Consider the following 25,107-nt stretch of genomic DNA (forward strand, 5'->3'; position numbering starts at 1 on the left):
GCGGACCGAACCGTGCCGCGGGCGGTACAGCAGCCGACGCGAGGCGATTTCGGTGATTCTGCTCCCCGAGCCACCCGGTCGCACACCGAACACGCCGCGCGGTCCACGAGCTCGTCGTCGAGCCGGTGTCGGTGTGAGCGCCGCCTACCATTGACCTCGACTCGGATGGGAGACCCTCGAACACATGGCCACACAGCCGGACGCGACACCGCTCGACGCGGTGGCCGCGCAAGCGGCCTCGGACGCAGGCGGCCTGGACGTCGCGTTCCTGGGGAACTTTCTCGACGTCGTGACCGATGCGGTGGACGCAGGTGTTCCGCTCACCCGCAAGCAACTTCGGGAGTGCCGCGTACACGGCGACGAAGCAGCCCGAGCGGGTGTGGCTCTGCGCGCGTTGCTCGACCTCTACCTGTCGGCGGCGTGGCGATTGTGGCGCGAGTTGCCCGTCGTGCAGGCCGCCGCAGCAGACCCGGCCGGGGTCGTCACCGCGGGCGAGGTCATGCTTCGAGCCGTCGACGACGCCGCGGCCGAACTCGCCGAAGGCTTTCAGCTCGCCCGGCGGACCCTGGTTCGCGTGGAGGTATTGGCACGCCGCGAGTTCGTGGACGATCTGCTCTCCGGAACGGCCGATGTCGCCGGTGTCCTGGGACGTGCGCAGACGTTCGGGCTGGATCTGTCGAGTCCGCACGCAGTCGCCGTGGTCACGTCCACGACTCCGTTCACCGACGCGACGTCGGCCATCGGGCTGGTCGAACGCAGCGTGCAGGGCAGCAAAGGGGACGCCGATCTCCTCGTCGCCACCAAGCAGGGTCGGCTGATCGTGGTGTTTCCGGCACCCGATCGCGAGGCCGTCGACCACGTGCTCACCCGTGTGGGACGAGTCCTCGGTGCGTCTGCAGCCGGCCCGAGCGATACGGTCGACCTGCGCCGTCGCGGCGAATACGGACGGATACAGCTCGGAGTCGGTCGCCCACGCAGCGGCGCAGTCGGCGTGGCGGCGTCGTACCGAGACGCCCTGGACGCGCTCGACCTCGCGTCGTCGCTGGGGCTCGACACACCCGTCGTCGACGCCCGTGATCTGCTCGTCTATCGCGTTCTGATCAGTGATCGCGCCGCGATCGCCGATCTGGTCGAGACGTTGCTGACCCCGTTGACGAGCGCTCGGGGCGGAGCAGGCCCACTGCTGGAAACATTGCAGGTGTACTTCGAGACCGGCGCGAACTCGGCGTCCACCGCACGCCGGATGCATCTGTCAGTGCGCGCGGTCACGTACAGATTGTCGCGAATAAGAGATTTGACCGGGCAAGATGTGGGCAATCCCGTCGAGGCATTTGCGCTGCACACGGCAGTACTCGGCGCGATGTTGCTCGACTGGCCGCGATCCGGCCTGCACTCCTGAATCGCACCTGAGGCCGAGATTGCCGGAAGTCGGCAAGAAAGTCTGCTGAAACATGTCCGCAAAACAACCCTGCCTGCAGTAAAGCAAACAGTCAGACTGGAGTAGTTGCGGTCGAACCGCCCCACATACCGATCGAACGAGAACGTAAGGAGCAGGACAGATGTCGTCGTTGACACAGAAGTTGACCGCGTTCGCTCGCAGCCCTCAGGGCAAACAGATGATCGACCGAGCGCGCCGATATGCAACCAAGCCCGAGAATCAGGCGAAGTTGAAGCAATTGGGCACGAAGTTCACCGGTAAGGGTGGACGTTCATGAACGTCGTCCCATGGTGGGCGTGGGCCGCATTCGGTGCCGTCGTCCTGATCCTGCTGGCCATCGACCTGCTGGCGCACCGCGGCGCGCACATCATCGGCTTCAAGGAGGCCGCGTGGTGGAGCGCACTGTGGGTAGGCGTCGCCATCATCTTCGGCATCGTGGTGTTCTTCACGCTGGGAACAACGGCCGGAGTTGAGTACACGACGGCATGGTTGCTGGAGAAGAGTCTGTCGGTCGACAACCTCTTCGTCTTCGCGCTGATCTTCGGCTACTTCAAGGTCCCCCGTGAGTACCAGCACCGCGTGTTGTTCTTCGGTGTCATCGGCGCCCTGGTCTTCCGTGCCATCTTCCTGGCCGCCGGTGTGGCCATCGTCAGCAAGTTCGCCGCGGTTCTGTTCGTCTTCGCCGCCATCCTGCTCTACAGCGCGTACAAGCTGATGAAGGACGAGGACGACTCGTACGACCCCGGCACCTCCATTGCAGTGCGCTTGCTCAAGAAGATCGTCCCCGTTCAGGACGAGTACTCCGGTACCAAGTTCTTCGTCAAGGAGGCAGGCAAGCGGGTGGCCACGCCACTGCTCGCCGTCGTGGTGGCGATCGAGGCGGCCGACCTGGTCTTCGCGGTCGACAGTGTTCCTGCCGTTCTGGCAGTGACCGACGACCCGTTCATCGTGTATTCCTCGAACGCGTTCGCGATCCTCGGCCTGCGTGCCCTGTACTTCCTGCTCGCAGGGTTGCTCGAGAAGTTCCACTACCTGTCCAAGGGACTGGCGATCATCCTCGCCTTCATCGGCGTCAAGCTGATCCTGCAGGCCGGGCACAAGGTGATCAGCACGTCGATCCCCGAGATCCCGTCCTTCGTCAGCCTGGTGGTCATCGTCGTGGTCCTGGCAGGCTCGATCATCCTGAGCCTGAAGAATCCCCCGGAGGAAGACAGCGCCGACGCGGTCGACAGGGCCGCAGCCGACAGTCCGATCGTCGATCCGACGGACGGAACCTCCACCGCCGGCACCTCGTCGACGGGTACGTCGGGTACCGATTCGCCTCGACTCGACAAGTAGTTCCGCACGACACATGCCCCGCCGGAATCGATCCGGCGGGGCATGTTTGTACTTCGCCGTGATGGGGCAAACCGTCGTCATGGCTGACAAGAACTCGTACACCGTTCCCGGACTCTCGTCGGACGTGGGCGCGCGCGTCGCAGCGATCCTGCAGGATCGCCTGAACGCCTACAACGACCTCCATCTCACGCTCAAGCACATTCACTGGAATGTGGTCGGACCGAACTTCATCTCTGTCCACGAAATGCTCGATCCTCAGGTCGAGGCCGTGCGCGGCTTCGCCGACGAGGTCGCCGAGCGCATCGCGACCCTCGGCTCCTCTGCGAAGGGAACGCCGGGCACCATCGTCAAGGAACGTTCCTGGGACGATTACTCGATCGGCCGGGCGACGGCGATCGAGCACCTCGGCGCTCTCGATCTGGTGTACACCGGGGTCATCGAGACCACCCGTAAGAACATCGAAGAGGTCGGCGAGATCGATCCGATCACCGAGGACATGCTCATCGGCCAGAGCGCCCAGCTCGAACTGTTCCACTGGTTCGTCCGCGCGCACCTGGAGAACTCCGGTGGTCAGCTCTCCACCGCAAGCGCGACCAGCGAAGTCGACGCTGCGAAGCAAGCCGGCTGACAAACATTTCTACCCGAAGCACCGGTCTCGCCGATCACGGCGAGGCCGGTGCTTTTCGTTGTGACAGAGCCAGATCACTCCGTCGGACGCGCCTCGTGGCCGCTGCGACCGTGCGTTCGTCGCTGTTCTTTCATCTCGGCCTCGAAGACGTGCCGACGTCCGTCGAGCAGCTCGTTCCGGACCGCCCGCTCGTGATCACGAAGTACCGTCCAATACCCGTCGTCGAACTCTTCGACGAGCTGGAACGTCCACCGCCCCTGAGCGATGTTGCGGCCGATCATGTCGGTCTCGAGTCGCTGTGCCAACGCGTCGTGCCCGGCGTCCGACAACGCGTCGGAGGCCTCCCCGAGCAGCAGATCCGCGTGTCCCATCAGCTGATGGAACGAGTACAGGTGGCCGCGAGCGCGCTCGACGTATTCGAGTGCCTCGGACAGTTTGCCCGTGGCTGCCACGGTATCGTCGTCCACTCCGTCGGGGCGGCGGTGCTCCGGTGCCGGCGTCTCATGCGAATGTGGGTCGTTCGTCTGTGCAGTCATGAACGGCACGTACCCGCATCCCGTGCCGGCAACACGGCCGGGAGTCCGATGATTACCGACCGCGATCTCGGGTATAGCTCCCATGCACGAGCAGCACAATCTATTTCGAGGAGTTCACATGGCTGATTTCATCGACAAGGCAAAGCACAAGGCAGAAGAGCTCGTGGGCGAAGCCAAGGAAAAGATCGGCCACAAGACCGACAACGACGACCTTGCTGCCGAAGGCGCAAAGGACCAGGCGTCGGGCAAGACCAAGCAGGTCGGCGACGACGTCTCGGACGCAGCCGGCAACATCAAGGACAAGTTCACGAACTGATCCATCGATGCAGCAGAACCCCGCACCCAGCCTTCACGGCTCGGGTGCGGGGTTCTTCTCTGTCACAGGCCTCCTGTCGGATTCGGCAGCGGCAACGGCCGCCCGAACATCCATCCCTGCCCCAAGCTGGCACCGAGCGCTTTCGCACGTCGCAGATGCCGACGCGTCTCGATGCCTTCCGCCAGCACGATCGCGTTGCTCGACCGAACGTAGGCGCGAATCTGTCGCATTGCCGGTCGGGATCGCAGCGGAGCTCGCACGATCGACGCGTCGAGCTTGACGATGTCCGGTGCCACCAGCGCCAGTAGATCCAGGGTTGCCGGTGTCGCTCCGACGTCGTCCATGGCCACCCCCATCCCGCGTGCGCGCGCGCCGCGGACGAGGGCCATCAGCAACGGAACGTTCCGATCCAGATCACGCTCGGTGATCTCGAGGACCACGTCGAGATCGTCGCCGATGGCGTCGAGGTGCATGTCGACGTCCTGCTCGTCACGGAAGCAACCCGGTTCGATGTTGAGGAAGAACCGCACCCTGCGGGAGTAGGCACGTTCCCTCGCCGCCCGCAGAGCTGCCGCGCGGCAGGCCACATCCACTCGGCCGACGAGTCCCCGTTCACGGGCCAGAGCAAAGACGTCCTCGGGAAGTGCGCTGCTCGGCGACGGCCACCGAGCGAGGGCTTCGTAGCCGACGACATGTCCCGTCGACAGTTCGACGACCGGCTGAAACAGCGCCGCCACCGAATCCACCGACTCGAGCGCCGCGGACGCTGCCAGCACCGCGCCGTCCGAGACGGTCACAGTGATCGCTCGTCCACCGGGGTTCGGCGTGCCTCGAGGCGATCGGCGATCAGTGCTGCGTGCAGTCGCCGCAACCCCGACGGTTTCATCGGATCGAGACCGGTGAGTTGATCCACCCGCTTGAGGCGGTAGTCGACGGTGTTGGGATGCACCGTCAGCCACGTGGCTGTCTTCTTCCTGTTGGAATCGGAGTCCACGAAGGCTTGCAGCGTCGGAAGAAGGTCGACCGAGTCACGTAGCGGATCGATCAGAGTCACGAGGTGCTTTCGACCGAGTCCGGGCCGGCTCACCTGGTACTCGAACACCAGATCCGAGATGCGGTAGGTGCCCGGCGTGTAATGCAGCCTGCGGACCAGGCTCAAGAGCTCGTACAGGTGCGGCGCAGTCACCGAGATGTCGTCGATCGCTGCCGACCCGGTCGTCGCCGTCACTGCGACCTGGCCGGCGTCGGCAAGCCGCTCGACCAGTTCGTCGACGTCGGCACCCGGAACGTCGGGCAGCAGTACCGTTCCGCCCGTCGCACTGATGGATGCGATGGGGGCGATGTCTCCGTTGTGCGCTGCCAGGGCCGCGTGAATTCTCCGCAGCTTCCGTGCGGCCATCATCGCCGCATCGCCGCGCCTACCCCCTTCGTCGGCATGCGCCGGAAAGTGCAGGGCCACGACGTGATACTCCTCGGCGAGCAGCGCACCCATCCGATCGGCGATCCTGCGGGCAGTGCCGTCGCCGGTCAACAGAGCGTCGAGCAATTCGACGTCGTGCCGTGGACCGTTCTGCGCCAACGTGCGGAACTCGGTGAGATAAGCGTCGGACACCGCCTCGGTGACCACGTTCAGAAGCTCCATGATCAGGATCGTCCGGTCATCACCCGCCGCGCCTGCCTCCCGGTTCACCGCTGACTCGGCAGCCCGTAGACCCAGCGCGCAGCCCTCGTTGATCGCGTGCTGAATTCGGCCGAGTGGCACTCCGTCGCGGGCCCACCGCGTTGCGGCGTCCCGGAAGGTGTCCATGGCCCCCGCGACCGGTAGTCGACCGGAATCGAGGACCCCTGCAGCCAGTTCGCTGCAGGTGGTCGCCATGTCGTCGAGCTCGCCCCGTGCACAGTCGCGCGGCGGCGGTACGTCCTCCGGATCGACGAAATACCGGTTCAGCATTCGCGCGGCAGTCTCCCGGGGCGTCCGCAAGCGGTCCGATGCACGTCGACCACCTGCGTACTCCTCCTGCGCCGTGTCCACACTGTCTGTTGCAGTCACCGAACCCCACCCCTCGTACCCGAAACCCGCGTCAGGTCATGTCCTTCAGGCGGCCGATGTCTGCCCACAACGCCCCTGCCTCGGTATCGAACCGTCCTTCCCCGGCCGAACCGTCGGCCGGGGTGAAGACACTCGAACCATAGTGCACAAATAAAACCTGGGGATTGTTTTGGACCGTGAACCCGGCAACAAATCCGCATTAGCGTCCGGTTCGTCGTCATTTGTGACGCCCCATCACGAATGAACGGTCACGTGCGGGCGGTTTCCAAACGTGATGCGGCGCACGTTCCGGGCCGAAATCCGGGCCTACAGTTCCGACTCGTCCACTTGACCCTCGTCGAAAGTCAGGCTCCATGACCACTTCTCGGTCCACCTTCCGTGCAACGAGGAAGGCCACCACAGTCCGCGCTGCGATGATTGCTGCAATGGCATGCTCCGTTGCCCTCGGTTCCGGTTTCGCAGCACAGGCTCAGCCGGCACCCGTCCCGGTACCGGCACCGCCCGCAACCGTGCAGGGCAACACCGTTGTTCCGCCGGGGCCGACCGGCGCATACCCGAAGGCCTCGGATCAGGGCATCACGGCACCGAGCATCGATTCGGCTGCCCCCGCCACCGCGACGTACGACCCACGGACCGAGACCACCGGATACGGGCCCGATCAGAAGAACTTCCTGGCCGGATTCCTCTACAGCATCGTCAACCCCAACGTCGCACCCCAAGGTGCCAACGATTGGAACTGCAAGCCCACCGCCGCGCACCCCCGCCCGGTCGTCCTCCTGCACGGCACCTGGGAGAACGCGTACAACAACTTCGCGCGCATGTCGCCTGCCCTGAAGAAGGAGGGCTACTGCATCTTCGCGCTCAACTACGGAGACGGGGACTCCAGTGTCGTCGGCAATCTCCCGTCGCTTCGCGGTACCGCATCGGTCGCGTCCAACGCAAAGGAGATCGCCACCTACGTCGACGCTGTGCGGACGGCCACGGGCTCTGCGCAGGTCGACATCGTCGGCCACTCCCAGGGTGGGCTCGTCACCCGTCAGTACCTCCGTTTCGAGGGCGGTGCCAATCCGACAGACCCGACCAAGAACAAAGTGAACACGGTCGTCAGCGTCGCCGGATCGAATCACGGCACCACCCTCGTCGGCATCGGAACTCTGGGGCGCACCATCAACAACCTGGGACTCAACGTCCTGGGAGTCGTCGGTGCCATCGCCGGGCCGGCAGCCTCGGACCAGGTGATCGACTCGCCACTCGTCAAGGGACTGGCCGTCGGCGGTGACACCGACCCCGGCATCAAGTACACCGTGATCGGCACCAAGTACGACGAGGTCGTCACCCCGTACAAGACGACGTTCCTCACCGCAGGCCCCGGTGCCACCGTCAACAACGTCACCCTGCAGGACGGCTGCGGCATCGACCTGTCGGACCACCTGTCGATCTCCGTCTCACCGCGCGCGATCGGCATCGTCAAGAACGCACTGGATCCGAAGGGCTTCCCCGCGAAGTCGATCCCGTGTGCCTACAACTCGCCCATCACGGGCCAGTAGGACACCGGTACCTCTGTTCCGCCGAGGGCGATCGGCCGATCGGGCCGATCGCCCTCGGCGGAAGTCCGGGTCAGTTCTGTGCTGGAGTCCACCCCAGCGCCGGACCGAGCTTCTGCGCCGTGTCGGTCAGGATCTGCACGTAGTCCTCGTGGTCGAAGCTGAACGGCAGCGCGAACGCCACCTCGTCGACCTCACGAAAAGATCGATTGGCGTACAACTGCTCCGCGATCTCGTCCGAGGTACCCACGAGGTCCGGTGCGAACATCATCCGAGCCGGCCCCTGCGGTGCTCCGGTCCGTGCAGTACGCGCGTGAACGTAGTCCTCGTACTTGCGCTTCTGCGCGGCGGAAGCACTGTCGGTGGGGATGACCACCAGCCCCTGGGAGACCCGCGCGTCGGCCCCGGCCGGGTGAGCCTCGCGGAACCGCGCGATGTGCGCGCGCTGGATCGCATCGAAATCCGTCGAGTCCTCGGCGCGCACCACACTGCTCACCAGAAGATTCATCGCGTTCTCCCCTGCCCACTGCGCAGAACGGAGACTGGCCCCGCCGTACCACATTCGGTCCCGTAGACCACGCGAATGCGGTTGTACCCGTTCGGAATACGCTTCGATTCCCTCGGTCCCCGACCACGTGGACGCAGGTTCACCGGCTACGAACCGAAGCAGCCGCGAGACTCGGTCGTAGCCGAAGTCCTCGTCCTCGGCGGTGTCGGGATACAACGAGTGTGCGACGCGATCGAAGTGCATCGGTTGTCCCACACTGATTCCCGCGTTGATGCGCCCACCCGACAGCACATCCACCGTGGCCAAGTCCTCGGCGAGACGCAGGGGGTTCTCCCAACCCAACGGCGTCACCGCAGTGCCGAGCATGATGCGGTCGGTACGTTGCGACGCGGCGGCCATGACCGCGATGGGAGACGAGATACCGAACTGCAGGTGACGATGACGAAGCCACGCACTGTCGAATCCCAGCCGCTCCCCGAGTTCGATGATGCGCAGCGTCGATTCGTGGCCGACCTCGGGTGCGTTCTCGTCGAAGAGCCCGATGGTCAGAAATCCGAGCGAACGCAGGGGCCTGGATGGTTCGGGCACGTCTGGACCTCGTTTCGTGAAAGTCCGGCCAGCCTAATTCACACCGTCGTCGGTGTCGTGAACAGCGGCGGTGAGACGGCGAATCTCGGAGCCGCCGTACTCGAGCAATCCGAGCGACGCGAACGCTTCGAGCCATCCGACCATCGGCCACCGGCCCCACCGGCGGAAGAAGATCCGAGCGTTGACGACGATGTCGTCGAGATGTTCCACCGGAGGATCGGACACGGGATGGAACTGGTGGTACGCGTGAGCGCCGCCCACCCACCGCAACCCGATGCCCGACGCGCGGGCCGTGGCCGCGAAATCCGTGTCCTCGCCCCCGTACCCGGTGTAGTCCTCGCAGAAGCCGCCGATCTCGGTCCACGTGTCGGCGTGCACGGCGAAGGACAACGACCAGAACAGGTCGAAATCGTGTCCGGGTTCCACTGCGCCCGCGGGCGGATTCGGTCGAGCCGGATGCGGCGCGGTGAGCGGGATCAGAGAGTCACCTTCGAGCCCGACGCTGTCGGGTTTCAGGTAGGTCACCGGTCCGCACAACAGAGTTCGCCGACTGTCGGGGCGCAGCGCGGCGCGGCGATACCTGTCGAGCATCTCCGGGGCGGGTATGCAATCCACGTCGAGGAACACCACCAGCTCGGCACCCCGATCGAGGGCAGCGGCTGCCCCGAGGTTACGCGCTCGCGCCACCGGCAGCGGGGTCTGTGGCTCCATGTCGAGAACCGTTGCCGCAGAGCCGGATCGGGCGACCACGTCCGCAATGTCGTCATCGCCCATGGCGACCACGATGTGCTCGACGGGCCGGTCGGTGGACTCGGCCAACCCGCGAATCTGCGCGGCGAGGTGATCGTGACGGCCCGAGACCACGGTCACGACAACCACGTTCATCGCCGAGCCGTCCCGGACGCAGCCTGCTCGATCGCGCGAGCCGCCCGATCGGGTGCGCCGTCGGTACCGAGCAGCGACCATGTCCGTCCGCCGATGCCCAGGGCGCAGTCGGCAGCGCGTCGCCACCGATCGACCGAGGGCCACTCGTCGAGCACCGCGGCGATGGATCCGGCCGCCAGTGCGTGCGCGGTGGCAGCCTGCTCGTCGAACGGCCGGGCTTGCGGAACCACGATGGCCGGTGTGCCCGACGCGGCGACGTCGGCCACGGCGTTCTGCCCGGCGTTGGTCACCACGAGGGCCGCCGAGCACAGCACCGGCCACACGTCGTCCACCCAGTCACCGCCCGCCACTCCGAGTGTGCGGAAGTCGAACCGGTCGTCCGCGGCGGACCACGAGTCCACCAGTTCACGCGTCAACGAGGTGCCACCCGCCGCGCCCAGTACGACAACCGGGCCTTCGGTGGCCGCAGTATTCGAGCCCTCCGTTCGGGCTCGTCCGGCGAACCGGCTGATCGAGCCCGAGTACGTCGTCTTGGCGGCGTACGGATGCAACCAGGCCGGGTCGTACACACTGCGTGACCACGGTGCGAGAATGTGCGTCGCCGCGCGATAGGCCATCGCGTGGACGGGATCGGCCCGGTTTCCCGGAATCGCCATGACGATCACCCGGACACCCATCAGCCGCAGAAACATCGCCACTTCCACGGACACATCGACAACCACTGCCCGCGGTCGCTCACGCGCAACCCAGTCGGCGATGATCGCCATCCGTGCGGTCAGCCCGTCGACGTCGTGGGGTGCCCAGTGCACCACTCCCCCCGCCGAGATGTCGTCGGCGGCTGCCTCGCCCACGGTGTCGTTCACATCCAGCGGGAGTGCGATCCATTCCGCTGCAGCATGTTCCGGAGGCCGCGCCCGCGAGGACAGCACCGTGATCGGCTCACCCAGGCGGCGCGCAATCGCGTCGGACCGAGTGACGTGGCCTACCCCGTGGTGGTGTGCGTAGTAGCCGATCATGCAATCGCGAGACCGTGGGCGGACTCCGGTGCCGATGCGGACTCGAGGGTCGATCGGTACAGCTCCTCGTACTCGTCGACCATCCGGTCCACCGAACACACCTGCTCGGCGCGCGCCCGCGCGTCGTGCCTGTTCAACGCTGCCGCGGCGGGAATCGCGGCGGCCAGCCCGGCCACGTCGTCGGCGGGTACCAACACTCCGGACGAGGCGTCGATGATCTCGGGTATCCCTCCGCGGGCGAACGCCGCCACCGGGGTACCGCAGGCCAGAGCTTCGGCGACCACCAGACCGTACGGCTCGGACCACACCGGCGACACCAGCGCGACCTCGGCACCGGCCACCAGCGCGGCGAGGGCCGGCTGATCGAGGTGTCCGACGTATCGGACTCGATCGTCGAGCAGGGGTTCGACGACACCGTGGAAGTATTCGAGGTTGCTGATGGGTCCGGCGATTCGTAGTGACCGGCCGGCGAGCTTCGCGGCGGCGATGGCCAGATGCAATCCTTTCTCGGGAACCAACCGTCCGGACCACACCACGTAGTCGCCGCCCGCACCGAACGGCCAGTCCTGCAGCGAGATCCCGTTCCGGATGACGATCGTCCCGGACGCGACGTCGGCCCATTGTTCGGCTGCGAACGCACTGACCGCAGCAAAAGTGTTGGCACCGAACGGAGCCAGGGCAACAGCCGACTCCAGCCACGCGAACGGCGGCGTGTGCAGAGTGGTCACCATCGGCACCGGCAGTGTGGCGGACATAGCCAACGGCAGGTAGTGCAGGCTGTGGTTGTGCACGATGTCGAACGAGTTCGACAGCGCACCGGCCAGTTCCATCATCACGGCGAGGTATGCGTGGTGCTCGCGAACCGCAGTGGGGGTGACCGCGAGATCGGCGAGGGCAATCGGTGTCAGATCCAGCGTTCGGACCGGCAACATCGTGGCATCCAGATCGACGCTCGATCCGTCTGCGGCGAACAGACTGACGTGGTGCCCACGGTCGGTCAGCGCCCGCACCAGATTGTAGACGTGTGCCTCCAGACCGCCCGCGAAAGGCTGTGCCACCGGAAAACTCGATGACGCCAGCACCGCGATGCGAAGTGGCTTCTCGTTCAACGCATCTCCTTTGTCACTGCTGCGTAGATCCCAGCGTGGGTCGCTGCGATTCGTTGTCTCTGCTCGGCCCGGGTTGCGGCGTCGAGCGCTGTGGTCCGATCGGCGTGGGCCGCCTGCACGGCTGCCACCAACGTGGCGGGATCGAACGAGTCGGTGTTCATGACGAAACTGTGAATCGGCGCTTGGTCGGCATAGAAGCCGCAATCGGACGCGACGACGGCCGTTCCCAGATCCCGACATGCTTCGAGCCAACCCGAATGTGTTCCGAACCGATACGGCAACACCGAGACGTCGATCGAAGACAGGTAGTCCCACAGTTGCTCGTCGTCGAATCGGGCGTGCACCCGCACATCGACGTCGGGGAAACTGTTGTAGTCCAGCAACTTCGCGCCGACGGTCGGGTCGTACCAGTGGCCGGCCGTGTCGAACACGTCCTCTTCGATGTCCAACCGCACCGTCGCAGCCGGTAGCGATCGAGCCGCCTCGACGACGGCGTCCATCACCGCAAGCGGGTCGATGTTCGCTCGCAGGTTCTTGGCGTGGACTCCGATGACGAACGAGTCCGACACCGGGCGTGGGACGTTCATTCTCTCGAGAGGCACCACGTGTGGGTGCTCGATCACCGTCGCATGCACGTTCCACCGATCGGCTATCCACGCAGCTGCTCCCTCGGTGAGGGTGATCACGGCATCGGCACCACGTATCAACACGTCCAGCTGCTCCAGATGACCGGTGTTGTCCGCGAAGTGGGGATTGTGCGCGTCGTGGACCGTGAGCACCAGGGGCTTGCGATGGGCCCTCAAGTACTCGACCGTGCGGGTCAAGTCTTCCGGTGAGAAGGACTCGAAGCCGAAGTGCACGTGCAGAACGTCGAAGCTCGAATCGGGTTGCTCGGCCAACCACCCGGCGTCGAGGAGACGAGGCGGCCACCACTGGCCCGGCACATCGACGCGAACCGGCGTCGGATCGGGCAACAGCACCACCGAGTTACCGGAGCCGTCGGGCACCGGCTGCACGTGCTGTACGTACACGTGAGAGGAGGGTACGGACGCAATACGAATCATGAATTCCTTCGGGTACAGGTCAGACGAATCGTGCCTGTTCCCGACACGCGCATGGGGTCTGTACCCACTTCGTACCGAGTTCAATCGCGGTTGGCGTCGCAGGTTCGGCGGGGCTACGTTGACCAGAAGAATGGTCGAACACACGCACTCACACGACGTCGGGGCAGACATGGACGGGCGTACTCGCCACTACGGCGATTTCTACGGAATATCGGGGCTCGAGGCCGCGCCACGTACACCCGTCGACGATCGCCCCCTGTTGCTCGTCTGGGGTAACTGCCAGGCCGAGGCGATGCGCATTCTGCTGAGCTCGGATGCGGCGATGCCGTTTCGGACGGTACGAATCCCGCCGGTACACGAACTCGAATCCGCCGATCTGCCGCACGTCGATCGATTGGTCCGGCAGACCTCGGTACTGCTGACTCAACCTGTGCGGGAGGGCTATCGGCATTTGCCGCTCGGGGTCCCCGATCTGACACGATCACTCCCGCCGCACGCCGTGGTACTTCGTTGGCCCGTGCTGAGATACGCTGCGCTGCATCCTTTTCAGATCATCGTTCGGCATCCGAGCGACCCAGCGGCCGTTCCGGATCTCGTTCCGTACCACGATCTGCGGACGATTGTGGCCTTCGAGCGTGGCGTGCGGTCCGGCGAGAACTGGGACCTCCCGGTATCCGACGCCGGCTTTCGTGATGCCGCGCAGGCGAGCCTGGACGAGCTACGACGACGCGAGAGCCGCGACACCGATATCGCTGCGTCCGACCTGTTCCAGAGTGCGGGAAGCCGTGCCACTCATACGATCAACCATCCGACCAACGTGGTGTTGACTGCACTCGCGCAGCGGATCCTGGACCACCTCGACACCGCCTGCACTGTGGGTGATCCAGGGAGAGAACTGCTCGGCGGTGTGCGAGCGCCCGTCGAACGTCGGGTACTGCGCGCCCTCGGCCTCCCCGGTGATGCTCGCCCAGACTGGACGGTCGACGGTTCCGACGTGTCCAGCGACGTCGTGCACCGCGCTCACCTCGATTGGTATGCGGCACATCCCCAGTTCGTCGACGCCGCACTGGCCCGCCACTCCGAGCTCCTGCGAATCCTGCAGACGACGCCGTGATCGCACCCGTGCATCATCTCGTGGTCGGCCCACCGGACCACGGAGTCGTCCGGTGTGCCCGCGACATGGCTACGGCCACAGCGAGTCCCGTGGTGACCGCTCCCGACCGACTACCGCCCGACACTCCCGTCCACATTCACTTCACCGACCGGCTGTTCGGACGTACCGCGCACGAGGCAGCCGATGCCATTGTCGCACTGGCACACCAGCATCGAGCCCGCATCACCGTTACGCTGCACGACGTACCCCAGATCTCGGACGGCTCCGCGTTTGCGGCACGCACCGACTGCTACCGCCGAGTGATCGACTGCGCTGCAACGGTCGTGGTGTCGAGTGTGCACGAGCGACTGCTTCTCGAGGACATACTCGACAGCCGACCCGACATCCGGGTCATTCCCCTACCGATAGACCGCCCGGCACTACGATCCGACGACGTCGTCCCCCGGCGAGTCGTCGGGATTCTCGGGTTCGTCTATCCGGGGAAGGGACACAGCGAAGTACTCGGTGCCATGTCTGCACTGGACACCGACGTCGGGTTCGAGATCGTCGGGGCCGCGTCGGCCGGACACGAGGACGTGCTCGACGAACTACGCGCCACTGCCCGGCATCTGGGCAGGCCGTTTTCGACGACCGGCTTCGTGCCCGACGCCGAACTGGGCGGCCGGTTGCGGTCCATTGCTGTCCCGGTCGCTTTCCACCGGCATGTATCGGCATCCGGTTCGATCAACACCTGGATCGCGGCGGGCCGTCGCCCTCTGGTCCCTCGTGGTCGATACGTCGACGAGATGGCCGTCAATTCGCCCGATGCGCTGTGGATTCACGAGGACACAGTGGAGGGCCTGGCCGAGGCCATGGCAGAAGCGTTACGCCGACCCGAGAAGACATGGCAGGCCACCGACTCGGCACCTTATCCATCGCCGGCGCAGGCGGCCGACCTGTACAGCTCCCTGTTCCGAGAAAGCATGGCTCTACCGTCCATCGCGCTGCCCGATGGCCGCTCGGTGGTTCCGCACAATCGGTGGGATCTGGCACCGACCGCATCCGACACGCCCCGAGTGTCGGTCGTGATTCCCTACTTCCGGCAGCAGCACCAGCTCGACCTGGTTCTGACAGCGTTGACCGCGCAGACCTGGCCCGCGTCCCGCATCCAGGTGATCGTCGCCGACGACGGATCTCCCGAGGAACCGAACGTGGAGGAATTCGGCTCGGCTCTCGACATCACCGTCGTGCGCCAACCGGATCTCGGATTCCGGGCCGCCGCCGCACGTAACCTCGGTGCGTCCGCAGCGCGCGGAGACATCCTCTGCTTCCTCGACGCCGACACCGTGCCCGAACCCGATTACATCGAGGAATCGGTACGCCTGATCGTGGCCCTTCCCGATGCGGTGACGGTGGGTAGGCGTCGACATGCCGATCTCGGCGGGTGGACGCGCGCGGACATCGGCACCTGGTTCGACGGCCGATCTGCGGGCCCCACGGAATTCACCGAGCCCCGATGGCTTCGTGACGGCTACGCCGGCTCGCGAGATCTTCTGGACGCGGACCGTCGTTCGTACCGATACGTCATCAGTGCCGTGATGTCTTGCAGCCGAACGTTGTTCGAGGAACTCGGCGGGTTCGACCCGACGTTCGTCGGGTACGGCGGAGAAGACTGGGAATTCGCGCACCGGGCCTACGCCGCAGGTGCCGTCCTGGCCCATCGGCCGCGAGCAGTCGCCTGGCACGACGGGCCCGACTGGGCCGAACGCACGGGCGGAGACCGAGAGCGGAAGAACGCCGAAGCGCTGATGCTGGCCTCCCGCATCACCGACCCTGCGGCGCGTACCCAGGGTCTGACCTACGCGCTGCCGGAGATCGTCGCGGTTGTCGATACCACCGGGCACAGCGCTGCGTCCCTCATCGAGACCGTCGGCTCGATCCTGAGGCATCCTGATTGTCGAGTGTGGATTCGCGGACCCGGTGCCGACGAATTACGGCGGCAGTGGGGCGACGCCGACTGCCGCATCCAGGTGGGTCTTCCGGGAGACACTGCGCGTTCTCACGCGGTGCTCGAGGTGCGCGGCCTCGTCCTGTTCGGTGCCGACGCACTTCGTCGTCTCGTGGAGACAGGAGCGGATCGGCTGACGGTCGACGTGGGCAACTCGGGCACGGTCGAACTGCGCACGTCTCGGTCGAGCTGTCGCGCTCGACGGTGGTCGTCGACGATGGGAACGGCTTCCGAGGACCTCGCGGAGGCCCTGTTCGGGCACATGCATCGGACAGGCGCGGAGTTCGGACTCTTCGCGGGCGAGGTTCAACCGAAACTTGCCTGGTGAATGTGGGGTGGTTCCGGTGTCGACTCGACCGAATCGGGTACGGCCAGTGGGAGAATGTAAATCGGCGGCAGACGAAAGCAACGGCGAGATCGGGCGAATGATGAACAGAACGCTGTATTCGATGATGTGGATGATGGCGATTATCTTCTTCGTCGCTTTGCTGTGGGGCACAGTCGGTTACGTGTACGCAGACACCCATCCTCTGCAGCGAGCGGCATTCGTCGGAGGCGGAGTGTTGATCGCGGGATGGCTGATTCTGTTCGCGGCCGTCGGGATCAAAATATCGCGGCTCAAAGCCCGCAGGAGACAGAGCAACTCCGACGAGCAATAACTGTTGGAGCCGCTCGGGTGTGGGTTTCGAATAGGCGGGTATACACCGACGAATCTTTCGTAGAGTCGGTCTTTCGATTTGCCGAGCAAGGATCGTCGATGGTCAACCAGCGCAGCACACCGAGCCGGCGCACTTCGTCCGAACTTCCGGCGACCCGCCAGGAATATCTGTCGACATGGTCGGGTCTGCACAGCAACATCGATCCATCGTCGTCGGTGCTCGTGTCGACGTGGCTTCGTCTGGTGTACTTCCTGAGCGCCCCGCTCGTGCGCGCGTCGGTCTCTGCCCACGTCGTCACCGTCGCCGCGGTGGTTGCGGCTGCAGGCTCGGTGGCGTTGTCCCGGCCGGGCACCTCGCTGCCCCTCCTGGCGGCGGTGCTCATCGTGTTCTCCGGGCTGCTCGACGGTATCGACGGCGGCGTGGCCATGATCGGCCGTTCCCAATCGCAGTGGGGCTATCTGCTGGACACGGTGTCGGATCGGTGCAGCGATCTGCTGTTCCTGGCGGGCAGCCTCGCGCTGGGCGCTCCGATGCCCATCGTCGTTGCCGTCGGTGTGACGACTTTGCTGCACGAGACGGCCCGCGCGCGTGCCGTCGGAGCCGGGATTTCCGACGTCGGCTTTCTGACAGTGTGGGAGCGGCCGTCTCGGGTCGTTGCCGCAGTCGTCACCGCGACCGTTGCGGGCGCGGGCCCCGGTAGCGCTCAGACGTCCGCGACGATCGGAATATCGGTGACGTGTGGTCTGGCTGTTCTCGGGTTCACCCAGCTGATGTTCGGGCTGTACCGACGGGCCGATCGAACTCGGCGGTGATCAGCCAGCCGGCGAGCGCCAGCACGTGAAAGACGAACATCCACAGCATGATTGCCACACCGCCGCCGATGTCGGTGAGACCGCCGAACGGTGCACCGAGGTCGACCGGAATGGCCAGGAACAAGATGAAGCCGTGCACGAACCCGGTGACGATCGACGACGTGACCAAGGAGCCGGCCACGAGTGCCCGCCACCCCACCGCCCGCGGCGCGATGACCCGGTAGGTCCAGGCAAGCGGAACCGCCAGGATCAGCCATAGGCAGTTGAACCCCAGAAATATTCGTAGAGCCAGCGCACCGGCACCCCCGCCGCCCGTGGTCGCCTGCAGGACGCGTGCGACGGTCAGCACCCCGATGAGCAACACCGGGGCGGCAACGAAAAAGGGCACCATGGCAGCTCTGCCTCGCCACCCGGTGAACGTTTCACGGGTCGGGGCGAAGCGCACGATCGCCCTCCGCAGACCCTCTCCGTAGAACGTCGCGGGAAAGATCGAGATCACGACCCCCAGCGGTCCCAGGTGTATTCCGGCATCGGCCAGGCCGTCGAGCGCCGCGCGGGCACCCAACGCATCGGGCAGTAACGCAGACATGGCGTCGAATCCGCCCTGTACCCACTGCGCCGACACCAACAACACGGTCGCCCGGATCGTCAGAAGCAGCAGAGGGACGACGGCGATCACCGCGTAGAACGTCAGTCCGCCCGCGATCAGCGTGGTGTCCTCACGCGCGAAGCCGGCTTTGATCGCCTGCACTCCGCGAACCGCCCGAACGCGAACGGATGTCATCGCGCGCGTTCGGAGCGGGTCCGCCGAACGATCGAGCGGTTATTCAAGGGTGACGTCCACGGCGTCGATCACTTTGAGGAACGGGCAGATCGACGTGGCCTGCGCGAGTACGGCCTCCGGGTTGTCGGTGCCCGGTAGCGACACCGACAGAGCGAATTTTGCGTCGTAACCGGATGCGTCGGAATCGGTCAGCACGACGGTGCCCTTGACCGCGAGTTCGTCGACACTGCCGCCGACGGTCCCCAGTGCGATTCGCAGTGACTCCACCAAGCAACTCGACAGCGCTGCGGCCATCAACTGCTCGGGGTTGGTGGCTTCGCCCGGGCCACCGAGTTCGGCCGGTTCTCGCACACTCAACGACAGCACTCCGTCGTCGGAGGTCACGCCGGTCGCAGTTGCAGAGACGGTTGCTGTGTACAGCTCGGTAGTCATCGGTGTCGGATGTCCATTCCGCTGCCGATCGAAACCGTCGAATCCCGCCGACACGAGTAGCGGTTCGGACGTGTCGCTGTTCACACCTGCGGTACAGCCGTTTGGCAGAACTTACCGGCGGGTAACACCCGAACAGGGCCGAGCATCACGCTGTGACCCACAGGCATCGGCCGGATCCATGTACCCACCCACCGAAAGGGGAGCACCATGAGCACATCGACTTTGATCGCTCAGTTGCGGATTGTACTGCAGCTGACACACACCGAAATTCAGGTCGCGGAAACCCGCGTCGTGCAGGCGCGCACCGAAGCGGTTCGTCGGGAACTGACGCAGAACGCCGCCAACGGACGTGACCGCGCCGCCGCTATCGAGGAAGCACTGCGCAACCTCGGTGGCCTGCCCGAGGTAGTGGCACCGTTCATCGGACGCACCTTCGCAGCGGTGAAGGCAGTCGCCGAGCAGGCGCAGCCGTTCGACGAGGCACTGCTGGGCGATCTCGCCCTCGAGCAGCAACTGTTGGGTCGAGCCAAGTACATCAAGGCTCTGGCGACAGCAGCCGAGGAACCGTCCGTCGTGGCACTGGCCGGCCGCTTGGCCACCGCGCACGCCGCCACGGTCGACTGGCTCGAGACCGTCCTCGCCGAAGACGCCCTGGGTGGACCCGCCGCACTGCGCCGGACGCCTTTCCAGGCAGCTGCCGGCACCGCAGTCAAGATCGTCAACGCACCGGCCAACTGGTCGGCCCGCGGTCTCGACCGCGCACTGGACGCCGCTCGCGCCACCCCGGATCGACTGAGCGCTCTGCTGGGCCGCGGTGCACACGCAGGCGACGTCGCCGTCAGAACGTTGACCGCCAGCCGCGATGCAGCACTCGAAGCCGCCGAGGATGTCACCCGTAGCGAAGGTGTCGATTCTGTCGCCGACGCCATTCACACCGCTCGGTGCGCCGGTGGAACTCTCGGTGCCGACGAGCTTCCCGTAGCCGACTACGACGACCTCAACGTCTCGGACGCGGTGGCCGCCATCAAGGAACTGACCACACCCGCCGACGTACGCACTGTCGTGGCGTACGAAGAGGCACACAAGAACCGCCACGGAGTCGTGTCCGCAGGACAGACTCGCCTGGCAGCAATCGCCAAGGACGTTATCTCCGTCGACTGACGACGATCGATCGGTCCTTCTGCGAATACCGATGCGGCCCGTGAAGTTCCGGGCCGCATCGCTGTATTCGAAAGGTTCAGGGCTTCAACAGAACCTTGATCGCACCGTCCTGCTTCTTCTGGAAGATGTCGTACGCATGCGGCGCTTCTTCGAGCGAAAGCTCGTGAGTGGCGAACGAATCGACGCCCAACGGATCGTCGTCGCCGAGAAGCGGCATGATGTCGTCGACCCATCGCTTGACGTTCGCCTGGCCCATCCGCAGCTGAATTTGCTTGTCGAACAAGGTCATCAACGGTAGCGGATCGGCCATACCTCCGTACACACCGATGATCGAGATGGTTCCGCCGCGTCGAACGATGTCGATTGCCGAGTACAGCGCACCCAGCCGGTCCACGCCGGCCTTCTGCATCATCGGTGCGGCCACGGCGTCGGGCAGCATTCCGACGATCTGCTGGGCCAGCTTGCCGACCGGTGAGCCGTGCGCCTCCATTCCGACGGCATCGATCACCGCGTCTGTTCCTCGGCCGTCGGTCATGTCACGAATGACGTCGCCGACGCCCCCGCTGTGTTCGGCCAGATTCACCGTTTCGATTCCCCGTGCCGCAGCTCGCGCCAGGCGCTCGGGTACGAGGTCGACAGCAATGACCCGAGCACCCTTGTGCTGGGCGATGCGGGCGGCCATGTCTCCGATGGGACCGAGTCCGAGCACCGTCACCGACCCGCCTGCAGGTATCGACGCGTACTCCACCGACTGCCACGCGGTAGGCAATACGTCGGAGAGGTAGACGAATCGCGAATCGGGTCCGGCCTCGGGGACCTTGATGTGCGTGAACTGCGCCTGCGGAACACGGAGGTACTCCGCTTGCCCACCGGGCACTTGGCCGTACAGCTTGGAGAAGCCGAACAACGCGGCACCCATGCCCTGCTCACGAACCTGGGTGGTCTCGCACTGGGTGTACAGACTCGAATTGCACATGTAGCAATGTCCACACGAAATCTGGAACGGGATGACCACACGGTCTCCGACGGCGAGATCGCCTGTCTCCGAACCGACTTCCTCCACGATGCCCATGGGCTCGTGACCCAGAATATCGCCCTGGTCCATGAAGGCACCGAGCGTCTCGTACAGGTGTAGGTCCGATCCGCAGATATTGGTGGTCGTGATCTTCACAATTGCGTCCGTCGGCGCTTCGATGCGGGGATCGGGCACCGAATCGACGCTGACGTTCCTCTTGCCCTGCCATGTCACTGCGCGCATGGAGGCTCCTCTCTGTTACTCGACCCCGAAACTCGGAATCGCACGAAGCGGATTACCTGCTTCGTATGCGTGCAAACGCATCGGACCCACACGATTGACCGTGACCGGCAGCGGGTAGGCGTGAACAATGAGTGTTGTGACCCCTTCCATCGCCCCCACCCTCGTGTCGCCTCGGTTGCCGGTGCCGTGTGGTCCACTCTCGGACGCCGTGATCCGGTTTCTCTCCACCGGCGGCGGTGCCGCACTGCCCAGCGCGTCGGATGCCGATCCGACGTCGCGTGACATGCAACTGGCGTTGCTCGTCAGCTACGAACTGCACTACCGCGGGTTCGAGGGCGTGGACGACGAACTGGAGTGGGATCCAGCACTGCTGCAGTTCAGAGCAGCACTCGAATCCGCGTTTCTGAACTACGTGCGCTCGAATGTCGAACCCGGCGACGACGTCGTCGCCGAAATGAAGCGACTGTCGGTCGAGGCGTCGTCCGGTACCGGCCCGTCGTGGTTCCTGCGGGACGAAGGATCGTGGGAGCAGATGCGCGAGTACTTCGTACATCGGTCCGTCTACCACCTCAAGGAAGCGGATCCCCATGCGTGGGCGATCCCGAGGCTGGTCGGCCAGGTCAAGGCCTCGTATGTCGCCGTCGAATTCGACGAGTACGGCGGTGGCAGGGGTGAGCGTGTCCACCAGCATCTGTGGGCCGAATCCATGACGGCAGCAGACCTCGATGCGTCCTACCTCGGGTACGTGGATCGCGTCCCCGCCCAGACACTCGCGTGGGTCAACCTCATGTCGTTGTTCGGATTGCACCGTAGCCGCCGAGGTGCCACCGTGGGCCATTTCGCCGCCACGGAGATCACGTCCTCGCCGGGTTCACAGCGGTTCGTGCAGGGCCTTCGCAGGCTGTCAGCGCCGGCTGCATGCATCGCGTTCTACGCGGAGCACGTCGAGGCCGACGCCGTCCACGAGCAGGTCCTGCGCCACGACGTGGTGGAGAACCTGATCGGACAGGAACCGCACATCGAAGCCGACATCGTCTTCGGCATGCGCGCACTGGATTTCGTCGAGAACGCGCTCGCGGACCACGTGATGCAGCGGTGGTCCGCCGGTCAGTCGTCGCTGGACTGACTCGCTCGTCGCTTCGCGCGATGGCTCGTGTCGCACAGTGGGTACGTCTTGCTGCGCTTGCACGTGCACAGCGCGACGACGAAACGATCCGAGGTGACAACGGAGCCGTCGTCGAGTTCGATCTCGACCGGCCCGTCGATCAGCATCGGTCCGCCCCGGACCAGTCTCACCCGAGTGCGCGCAGGTGCAGCGTCACCACCCGTCGACTCATCGCTTGTCGCCACGCAACACCACCAATTCTTCCGTTCTGCGGCCCGATTCGAGCACGCCCTTGGCCTCGAGCCACTCGGCACGAGCCGTCATGACGGGCCCGAAGTCGATTGTGCGGCACGCCGCCTCCGATGCACCGAAACCGTGAGTATTCAGCATCTCCCGTGTTCGCTGCGGACCCGAGAATTCCGAGTGGACCACCAGCAGCACACCACCGGGTGCCAGCAGTTCCGCGCCTCGCGTGCACAGAGGGTCGAGCACCACTCGCCCGTCCTCACCCGCATCCCAGGCGCGGTGCAAACCCATGCCGGTGGGCGCGGTCTGCGACGGAACGTACGGAGGGTTGCACAGCAGAATGTCGAACGGCTCCAGCTCGGCTGCCTCCGAGAACGACCCCAGCCGCACATCCACATCGACTCCGACCGACCGGGCATTGCGCTGCGCACAGGCAACCGCACGCGGAGAGATGTCGAAGGCCACCACCTCGCGGGCACCGAGCAGTGCTGCGGTGATGGCCACTGCGCCGCTACCGGTACACATGTCGAGTACACGGGCTCCGGGCACGAGCCCCGAATCTGCGGCGACGTCGCACAGCAGAAGTGAATCCTCCTGTGGCTCGTACACTCCGGGATCGGCGTGCACTCGTGCCAGCGAACGGACGGAATCGAATTCGGCTGTCGTCATGGACATTCCTCCCAGCGTGGATTGTCGGATTCGTATTCCCGTGTCCAAGCCCCGCAAACCGGTTGTTCGGAACAGGCTTACCGACACGCACTTCGGGGTAGTGCTAGGACGTGTGTGGTTGAGGAGCAGCCCGCAGTCTCGGCAGTCGACTGCCGCACTCCCCCTGCACGGGTTCAGGAGTTCGGCTCCAGAGGAGTTGTCCATGATCGTCGTTCCGTCCATTCGAACTCCGCTCGCCGGTGTGGTTCCATCGCTCTCCACCGCCGACGACCGTGCCTCGAGTACCCGTTCCTCGCTCCCGGAGGCCGAGATGACGGTGTCGGTCGACGAGAGCGCAGGCGACGACATCGAGGTGCGCATTGCCGGCACCATCACCGACGTGGACGTTCCGGTGCTGGCAGAGACGTTGGGGGAAGCCGCCGAGCGCGGCCGGGCTCTGATTCTCGATCTGTCTCGCGTCACGTTCGTCGCGGCGGGAGTTCGCTCCGTGCTCGACGCCACCGCTATTCGCCAGGGTCGCTGGCAGCAGAAACTCTCCGTCGTGCTTCCCGACGGCGCAGACCTGAACGGCGTCTCGGACCGCGTGTTCGTCTACCGCACGCTCGCCGAAGCCCGCACCGAAACCGGTGCCCGCACCGACGTCACAGCGCAGGCGGCCGATTCACGGTGAGCCGCACCATGTACGACGTGCTGATCATCGGTGGAGGCAATGCCGGTATCAGCGCGGCCGCACGACTGCTGAAGAGGGGCGTATCCGACGTCGCCGTGATCGAGCCCAAGCACGTGCACACATACAAGCCCCTGTTGTCGTACGTCGGTGCCGGTCAGGCACCGCTGACCGAGGCCGAACGGACCCAACGCTCGGTGATCCCCGAGGGCTGTGTGTGGCTCGAAGATTCGGTCGTGTCGGTGGATCCGGCAGAACGATCGGTTCGCTGCGCGTCGGGAATGGAGTACGGCTACCGCGATCTCGTGCTGGGGCAAGGCCTGATCGCCGACGAAGCCGCTCTGCCGGGTGTGCATGCGGCACTTCGTTTTCCCGATGTCGCCAGCAACTACCTCGACCGGGCCGAGCACACATGGCGGCTGGTCCGTGACCTGCCTGCACACAGTCATGCCGTGTTCACCGTGCCGCGCCCGCCCGTCGGGTGTACCGGGACCACCGTCAAGCCGCTGTTTCTCGCGGCGGCCCACTGGAAGCGCACAGGACGACTACCGACCGTCGACATCACGTTGGTCGTCGATCGTGAGAGTCTGCTCGGTGTCCCTGACCTGGACCCCCGGCTCGCCGGCCACCTCCGAGACCTGGGTGTGCGCGTCCTGATGGATACGGCGGTCACGGCGCTCGAGCCGGAGAGCAAGCGCATCACCGTCACCGATCACGCCGGGGTCGACGCGCGAATCGACTACGACATGCTGCACCTGGTCCCGCCGTATCGCGGACCATTGTGGGTACAGGAGTCCGGTCTGGCCGGAGAGCAGCCGCACGGTGTCGTCGACATCGACTCCCGCACGATGCGGCACCGACGCCACCCCGAGGTGTGGGCTGCAGGCGACGGTGCAGCGATCGACACCGACTCGTCGGGTGGCGCTCTACGCAAACAGATTTCGGTTCTCGTCGACAATCTCGTCGCATCCAGGAGCGGCGGAGCGATGTCGAGTTACGACGGGTACACCGTCGCACCCATCGCTGTCGAAGCACACACTCTGATTGCTGCCGAGTTCGACCGCACCGGTGCACTGGCCTCGTCGCTACCCTCGTTTATCGATCCCCTGAAACCCAGACGGTCCGCGTGGGCGTTCGATCGATACGGCCTACCGCAGTCCTACTGGCACATGATTCTCGCCGGGAGACTGTGA

General features: G+C 65.2%; 27 protein-coding genes. 14 read left to right on the plus strand and 13 right to left on the minus strand.

The features are described from left to right. Nucleotides 1-184 precede the first annotated feature (184 nt). From CH285_RS27215 to CH285_RS27225, 4 genes are all read left to right on the plus strand, one after another. Complete coding sequence (locus CH285_RS27215) at nt 185-1,399, plus strand: PucR family transcriptional regulator (RefSeq protein WP_094643829.1); 1,215 nt, start codon at nt 185-187, stop codon at nt 1,397-1,399. 160 nt (nt 1,400-1,559) lie between these two features. Beyond that, nucleotides 1,560-1,715 (plus strand): hypothetical protein, encoded by a 156-nt coding sequence (locus CH285_RS28120; RefSeq protein WP_167326732.1) that lies wholly within the window; start codon nt 1,560-1,562, stop codon nt 1,713-1,715. Continuing rightward, nucleotides 1,712-2,776: a TerC family protein gene (locus CH285_RS27220; RefSeq protein WP_032371100.1), complete on the plus strand. Its 1,065-nt coding sequence runs from the start codon at nt 1,712-1,714 to the stop codon at nt 2,774-2,776. The genes CH285_RS28120 and CH285_RS27220 overlap by 4 nt, the downstream gene beginning before the upstream one ends. A gap of 79 nt (nt 2,777-2,855) precedes the next feature. After that, nucleotides 2,856-3,404: a Dps family protein gene (locus tag CH285_RS27225; protein ID WP_027496222.1), complete on the plus strand. Its 549-nt coding sequence runs from the start codon at nt 2,856-2,858 to the stop codon at nt 3,402-3,404. A 74-nt stretch (nt 3,405-3,478) separates the two neighbouring features. On the opposite strand, the gene CH285_RS27230 is transcribed toward CH285_RS27225, so the two are convergent. Next, nucleotides 3,479-3,940 carry a hypothetical protein gene (locus tag CH285_RS27230; RefSeq protein WP_027496221.1) on the minus strand — a complete coding sequence of 154 codons (462 nt, stop codon included), beginning with the start codon at nt 3,938-3,940 and terminating at the stop codon, nt 3,479-3,481. A 118-nt stretch (nt 3,941-4,058) separates the two neighbouring features. On the opposite strand from CH285_RS27230, the gene CH285_RS27235 reads away from it, so the two are divergent. Beyond that, nucleotides 4,059-4,256: a CsbD family protein gene (locus CH285_RS27235; RefSeq protein WP_027496220.1), complete on the plus strand. Its 198-nt coding sequence runs from the start codon at nt 4,059-4,061 to the stop codon at nt 4,254-4,256. Nucleotides 4,257-4,318: 62 nt separating this feature from the next. Here the strand turns inward: CH285_RS27235 and CH285_RS27240 are convergent, their stop codons facing one another. Then, nucleotides 4,319-5,053 (minus strand): EAL domain-containing protein, encoded by a 735-nt coding sequence (locus CH285_RS27240; RefSeq protein WP_228139180.1) that lies wholly within the window; start codon nt 5,051-5,053, stop codon nt 4,319-4,321. Beyond that, nucleotides 5,050-6,306, minus strand: coding sequence for a PucR family transcriptional regulator (locus tag CH285_RS27245; RefSeq protein ID WP_032366259.1), 1,257 nt, complete (start codon nt 6,304-6,306; stop codon nt 5,050-5,052). The genes CH285_RS27240 and CH285_RS27245 overlap by 4 nt, the downstream gene beginning before the upstream one ends. 353 nt (nt 6,307-6,659) lie before the next feature. Between CH285_RS27245 and CH285_RS27250 the strand changes: the two genes are divergently transcribed. Further along, the gene (locus CH285_RS27250) at nt 6,660-7,853 is read left to right on the plus strand and encodes an esterase/lipase family protein (RefSeq protein WP_027496218.1); all 1,194 of its coding nucleotides are present in this window, start codon (nt 6,660-6,662) and stop codon (nt 7,851-7,853) included. A 70-nt stretch (nt 7,854-7,923) separates the two neighbouring features. On the opposite strand, the gene CH285_RS27255 is transcribed toward CH285_RS27250, so the two are convergent. From CH285_RS27255 to CH285_RS27275, 5 genes are read right to left on the minus strand one after another with little or no spacing between them, the layout of a single operon-like run. Further along, entirely contained in the window at nt 7,924-8,946 is a 1,023-nt protein-coding gene (locus tag CH285_RS27255; protein ID WP_094643830.1) for an LLM class flavin-dependent oxidoreductase, read from the minus strand. A 33-nt stretch (nt 8,947-8,979) separates the two neighbouring features. Then, on the minus strand, nt 8,980-9,831 hold the full coding sequence (locus tag CH285_RS27260) for a glycosyltransferase family 2 protein (protein ID WP_094643831.1): 852 nt from the start codon (nt 9,829-9,831) through the stop codon (nt 8,980-8,982). Continuing rightward, on the minus strand, nt 9,828-10,847 hold the full coding sequence (locus CH285_RS27265; RefSeq protein ID WP_032366262.1) for a glycosyltransferase: 1,020 nt from the start codon (nt 10,845-10,847) through the stop codon (nt 9,828-9,830). The genes CH285_RS27260 and CH285_RS27265 overlap by 4 nt, the downstream gene beginning before the upstream one ends. Next, nucleotides 10,844-11,956, minus strand: a complete 1,113-nt coding sequence (locus CH285_RS27270) for a glycosyltransferase (RefSeq protein WP_032366263.1) — start codon at nt 11,954-11,956, stop codon at nt 10,844-10,846. The genes CH285_RS27265 and CH285_RS27270 overlap by 4 nt, the downstream gene beginning before the upstream one ends. Beyond that, nucleotides 11,953-12,987 carry a glycosyltransferase family 1 protein gene (locus CH285_RS27275; protein WP_255032378.1) on the minus strand — a complete coding sequence of 345 codons (1,035 nt, stop codon included), beginning with the start codon at nt 12,985-12,987 and terminating at the stop codon, nt 11,953-11,955. Before CH285_RS27275 ends, CH285_RS27270 begins: the two co-directional genes overlap by 4 nt. Nucleotides 12,988-13,150: 163 nt before the next feature. Between CH285_RS27275 and CH285_RS27280 the strand changes: the two genes are divergently transcribed. From CH285_RS27280 to CH285_RS27295, 4 genes are all read left to right on the plus strand, one after another. Beyond that, nucleotides 13,151-14,134 (plus strand): WcbI family polysaccharide biosynthesis putative acetyltransferase, encoded by a 984-nt coding sequence (locus CH285_RS27280; RefSeq protein WP_080731219.1) that lies wholly within the window; start codon nt 13,151-13,153, stop codon nt 14,132-14,134. Between the two features lie 65 nt (nt 14,135-14,199). Next, nucleotides 14,200-16,449 (plus strand): glycosyltransferase, encoded by a 2,250-nt coding sequence (locus CH285_RS28550; protein WP_255032379.1) that lies wholly within the window; start codon nt 14,200-14,202, stop codon nt 16,447-16,449. 97 nt (nt 16,450-16,546) lie between these two features. Then, on the plus strand, nt 16,547-16,780 hold the full coding sequence (locus tag CH285_RS27290) for a hypothetical protein (RefSeq protein WP_094622014.1): 234 nt from the start codon (nt 16,547-16,549) through the stop codon (nt 16,778-16,780). Between the two features lie 98 nt (nt 16,781-16,878). Beyond that, a complete protein-coding gene (locus CH285_RS27295; RefSeq protein ID WP_051365079.1) occupies nt 16,879-17,592 on the plus strand; it encodes a CDP-alcohol phosphatidyltransferase family protein in 714 nt (237 codons plus the stop codon). Here the strand turns inward: CH285_RS27295 and CH285_RS27300 are convergent. Then, complete coding sequence (locus CH285_RS27300; RefSeq protein WP_094643833.1) at nt 17,540-18,376, minus strand: YihY/virulence factor BrkB family protein; 837 nt, start codon at nt 18,374-18,376, stop codon at nt 17,540-17,542. The genes CH285_RS27295 and CH285_RS27300 overlap by 53 nt on opposite strands. A 39-nt stretch (nt 18,377-18,415) precedes the next feature. After that, nucleotides 18,416-18,808: an OsmC family protein gene (locus CH285_RS27305; RefSeq protein ID WP_027496209.1), complete on the minus strand. Its 393-nt coding sequence runs from the start codon at nt 18,806-18,808 to the stop codon at nt 18,416-18,418. A gap of 207 nt (nt 18,809-19,015) precedes the next feature. Here CH285_RS27305 and CH285_RS27310 point away from each other — a divergent pair, with 207 nt between their 5' ends. Further along, nucleotides 19,016-19,969, plus strand: a complete 954-nt coding sequence (locus tag CH285_RS27310) for a hypothetical protein (protein WP_094660363.1) — start codon at nt 19,016-19,018, stop codon at nt 19,967-19,969. A gap of 76 nt (nt 19,970-20,045) precedes the next feature. Here CH285_RS27310 and CH285_RS27315 read toward each other — a convergent pair whose 3' ends face one another. After that, nucleotides 20,046-21,227, minus strand: coding sequence for a zinc-dependent alcohol dehydrogenase (locus tag CH285_RS27315; RefSeq protein WP_032366266.1), 1,182 nt, complete (start codon nt 21,225-21,227; stop codon nt 20,046-20,048). A 127-nt stretch (nt 21,228-21,354) separates the two neighbouring features. Between CH285_RS27315 and CH285_RS27320 the strand changes: the two genes are divergently transcribed. Then, nucleotides 21,355-22,353 (plus strand): iron-containing redox enzyme family protein, encoded by a 999-nt coding sequence (locus CH285_RS27320; protein ID WP_094643835.1) that lies wholly within the window; start codon nt 21,355-21,357, stop codon nt 22,351-22,353. Here the strand turns inward: CH285_RS27320 and CH285_RS27325 are convergent. Beyond that, nucleotides 22,335-22,499: a CDGSH iron-sulfur domain-containing protein gene (locus tag CH285_RS27325; protein WP_063216898.1), complete on the minus strand. Its 165-nt coding sequence runs from the start codon at nt 22,497-22,499 to the stop codon at nt 22,335-22,337. The two genes, CH285_RS27320 and CH285_RS27325, sit on opposite strands and share 19 nt — an antisense overlap. Before the next feature lie 61 nt (nt 22,500-22,560). Next, nucleotides 22,561-23,247: a HemK2/MTQ2 family protein methyltransferase gene (locus tag CH285_RS27330; protein WP_094643844.1), complete on the minus strand. Its 687-nt coding sequence runs from the start codon at nt 23,245-23,247 to the stop codon at nt 22,561-22,563. Between the two features lie 202 nt (nt 23,248-23,449). On the opposite strand from CH285_RS27330, the gene CH285_RS27335 reads away from it, so the two are divergent. Together CH285_RS27335 and CH285_RS27340 are read left to right on the plus strand one after the other, a co-directional pair. Beyond that, nucleotides 23,450-23,917, plus strand: a complete 468-nt coding sequence (locus CH285_RS27335) for a hypothetical protein (RefSeq protein ID WP_032399684.1) — start codon at nt 23,450-23,452, stop codon at nt 23,915-23,917. Between the two features lie 8 nt (nt 23,918-23,925). After that, nucleotides 23,926-25,107 carry an NAD(P)/FAD-dependent oxidoreductase gene (locus CH285_RS27340; protein WP_094643845.1) on the plus strand — a complete coding sequence of 394 codons (1,182 nt, stop codon included), beginning with the start codon at nt 23,926-23,928 and terminating at the stop codon, nt 25,105-25,107.

Source organism: Rhodococcus sp. 05-2256-B1, from assembly GCF_002258465.1.
GTDB lineage: Bacteria > Actinomycetota > Actinomycetes > Mycobacteriales > Mycobacteriaceae > Rhodococcoides > Rhodococcoides fascians.

Bases quoted from the DNA above. Each gene is read 5' to 3' on its own strand.
- CH285_RS27215 (WP_094643829.1), top strand. From the start codon at position 185: ATGGCCACACAGCCGGACGCGACACCGCTCGACGCGGTGGCCGCGCAA.
- CH285_RS28120 (WP_167326732.1), top strand. From the start codon at position 1,560: ATGTCGTCGTTGACACAGAAGTTGACCGCGTTCGCTCGCAGCCCTCAG.
- CH285_RS27220 (WP_032371100.1), top strand. From the start codon at position 1,712: ATGAACGTCGTCCCATGGTGGGCGTGGGCCGCATTCGGTGCCGTCGTC.
- CH285_RS27225 (WP_027496222.1), top strand. From the start codon at position 2,856: ATGGCTGACAAGAACTCGTACACCGTTCCCGGACTCTCGTCGGACGTG.
- CH285_RS27230 (WP_027496221.1), bottom strand. From the start codon at position 3,940: ATGACTGCACAGACGAACGACCCACATTCGCATGAGACGCCGGCACCG.
- CH285_RS27235 (WP_027496220.1), top strand. From the start codon at position 4,059: ATGGCTGATTTCATCGACAAGGCAAAGCACAAGGCAGAAGAGCTCGTG.
- CH285_RS27250 (WP_027496218.1), top strand. From the start codon at position 6,660: ATGACCACTTCTCGGTCCACCTTCCGTGCAACGAGGAAGGCCACCACA.
- CH285_RS27260 (WP_094643831.1), bottom strand. From the start codon at position 9,831: ATGAACGTGGTTGTCGTGACCGTGGTCTCGGGCCGTCACGATCACCTC.
- CH285_RS27265 (WP_032366262.1), bottom strand. From the start codon at position 10,847: ATGATCGGCTACTACGCACACCACCACGGGGTAGGCCACGTCACTCGG.
- CH285_RS27280 (WP_080731219.1), top strand. From the start codon at position 13,151: ATGGTCGAACACACGCACTCACACGACGTCGGGGCAGACATGGACGGG.
- CH285_RS28550 (WP_255032379.1), top strand. From the start codon at position 14,200: ATGGCTACGGCCACAGCGAGTCCCGTGGTGACCGCTCCCGACCGACTA.
- CH285_RS27290 (WP_094622014.1), top strand. From the start codon at position 16,547: ATGATGAACAGAACGCTGTATTCGATGATGTGGATGATGGCGATTATC.
- CH285_RS27295 (WP_051365079.1), top strand. From the start codon at position 16,879: ATGGTCAACCAGCGCAGCACACCGAGCCGGCGCACTTCGTCCGAACTT.
- CH285_RS27300 (WP_094643833.1), bottom strand. From the start codon at position 18,376: ATGACATCCGTTCGCGTTCGGGCGGTTCGCGGAGTGCAGGCGATCAAA.
- CH285_RS27305 (WP_027496209.1), bottom strand. From the start codon at position 18,808: ATGACTACCGAGCTGTACACAGCAACCGTCTCTGCAACTGCGACCGGC.
- CH285_RS27310 (WP_094660363.1), top strand. From the start codon at position 19,016: ATGAGCACATCGACTTTGATCGCTCAGTTGCGGATTGTACTGCAGCTG.
- CH285_RS27315 (WP_032366266.1), bottom strand. From the start codon at position 21,227: ATGCGCGCAGTGACATGGCAGGGCAAGAGGAACGTCAGCGTCGATTCG.
- CH285_RS27320 (WP_094643835.1), top strand. From the start codon at position 21,355: ATGAGTGTTGTGACCCCTTCCATCGCCCCCACCCTCGTGTCGCCTCGG.
- CH285_RS27325 (WP_063216898.1), bottom strand. From the start codon at position 22,499: ATGCTGATCGACGGGCCGGTCGAGATCGAACTCGACGACGGCTCCGTT.
- CH285_RS27330 (WP_094643844.1), bottom strand. From the start codon at position 23,247: ATGACGACAGCCGAATTCGATTCCGTCCGTTCGCTGGCACGAGTGCAC.
- CH285_RS27335 (WP_032399684.1), top strand. From the start codon at position 23,450: ATGATCGTCGTTCCGTCCATTCGAACTCCGCTCGCCGGTGTGGTTCCA.
- CH285_RS27340 (WP_094643845.1), top strand. From the start codon at position 23,926: ATGTACGACGTGCTGATCATCGGTGGAGGCAATGCCGGTATCAGCGCG.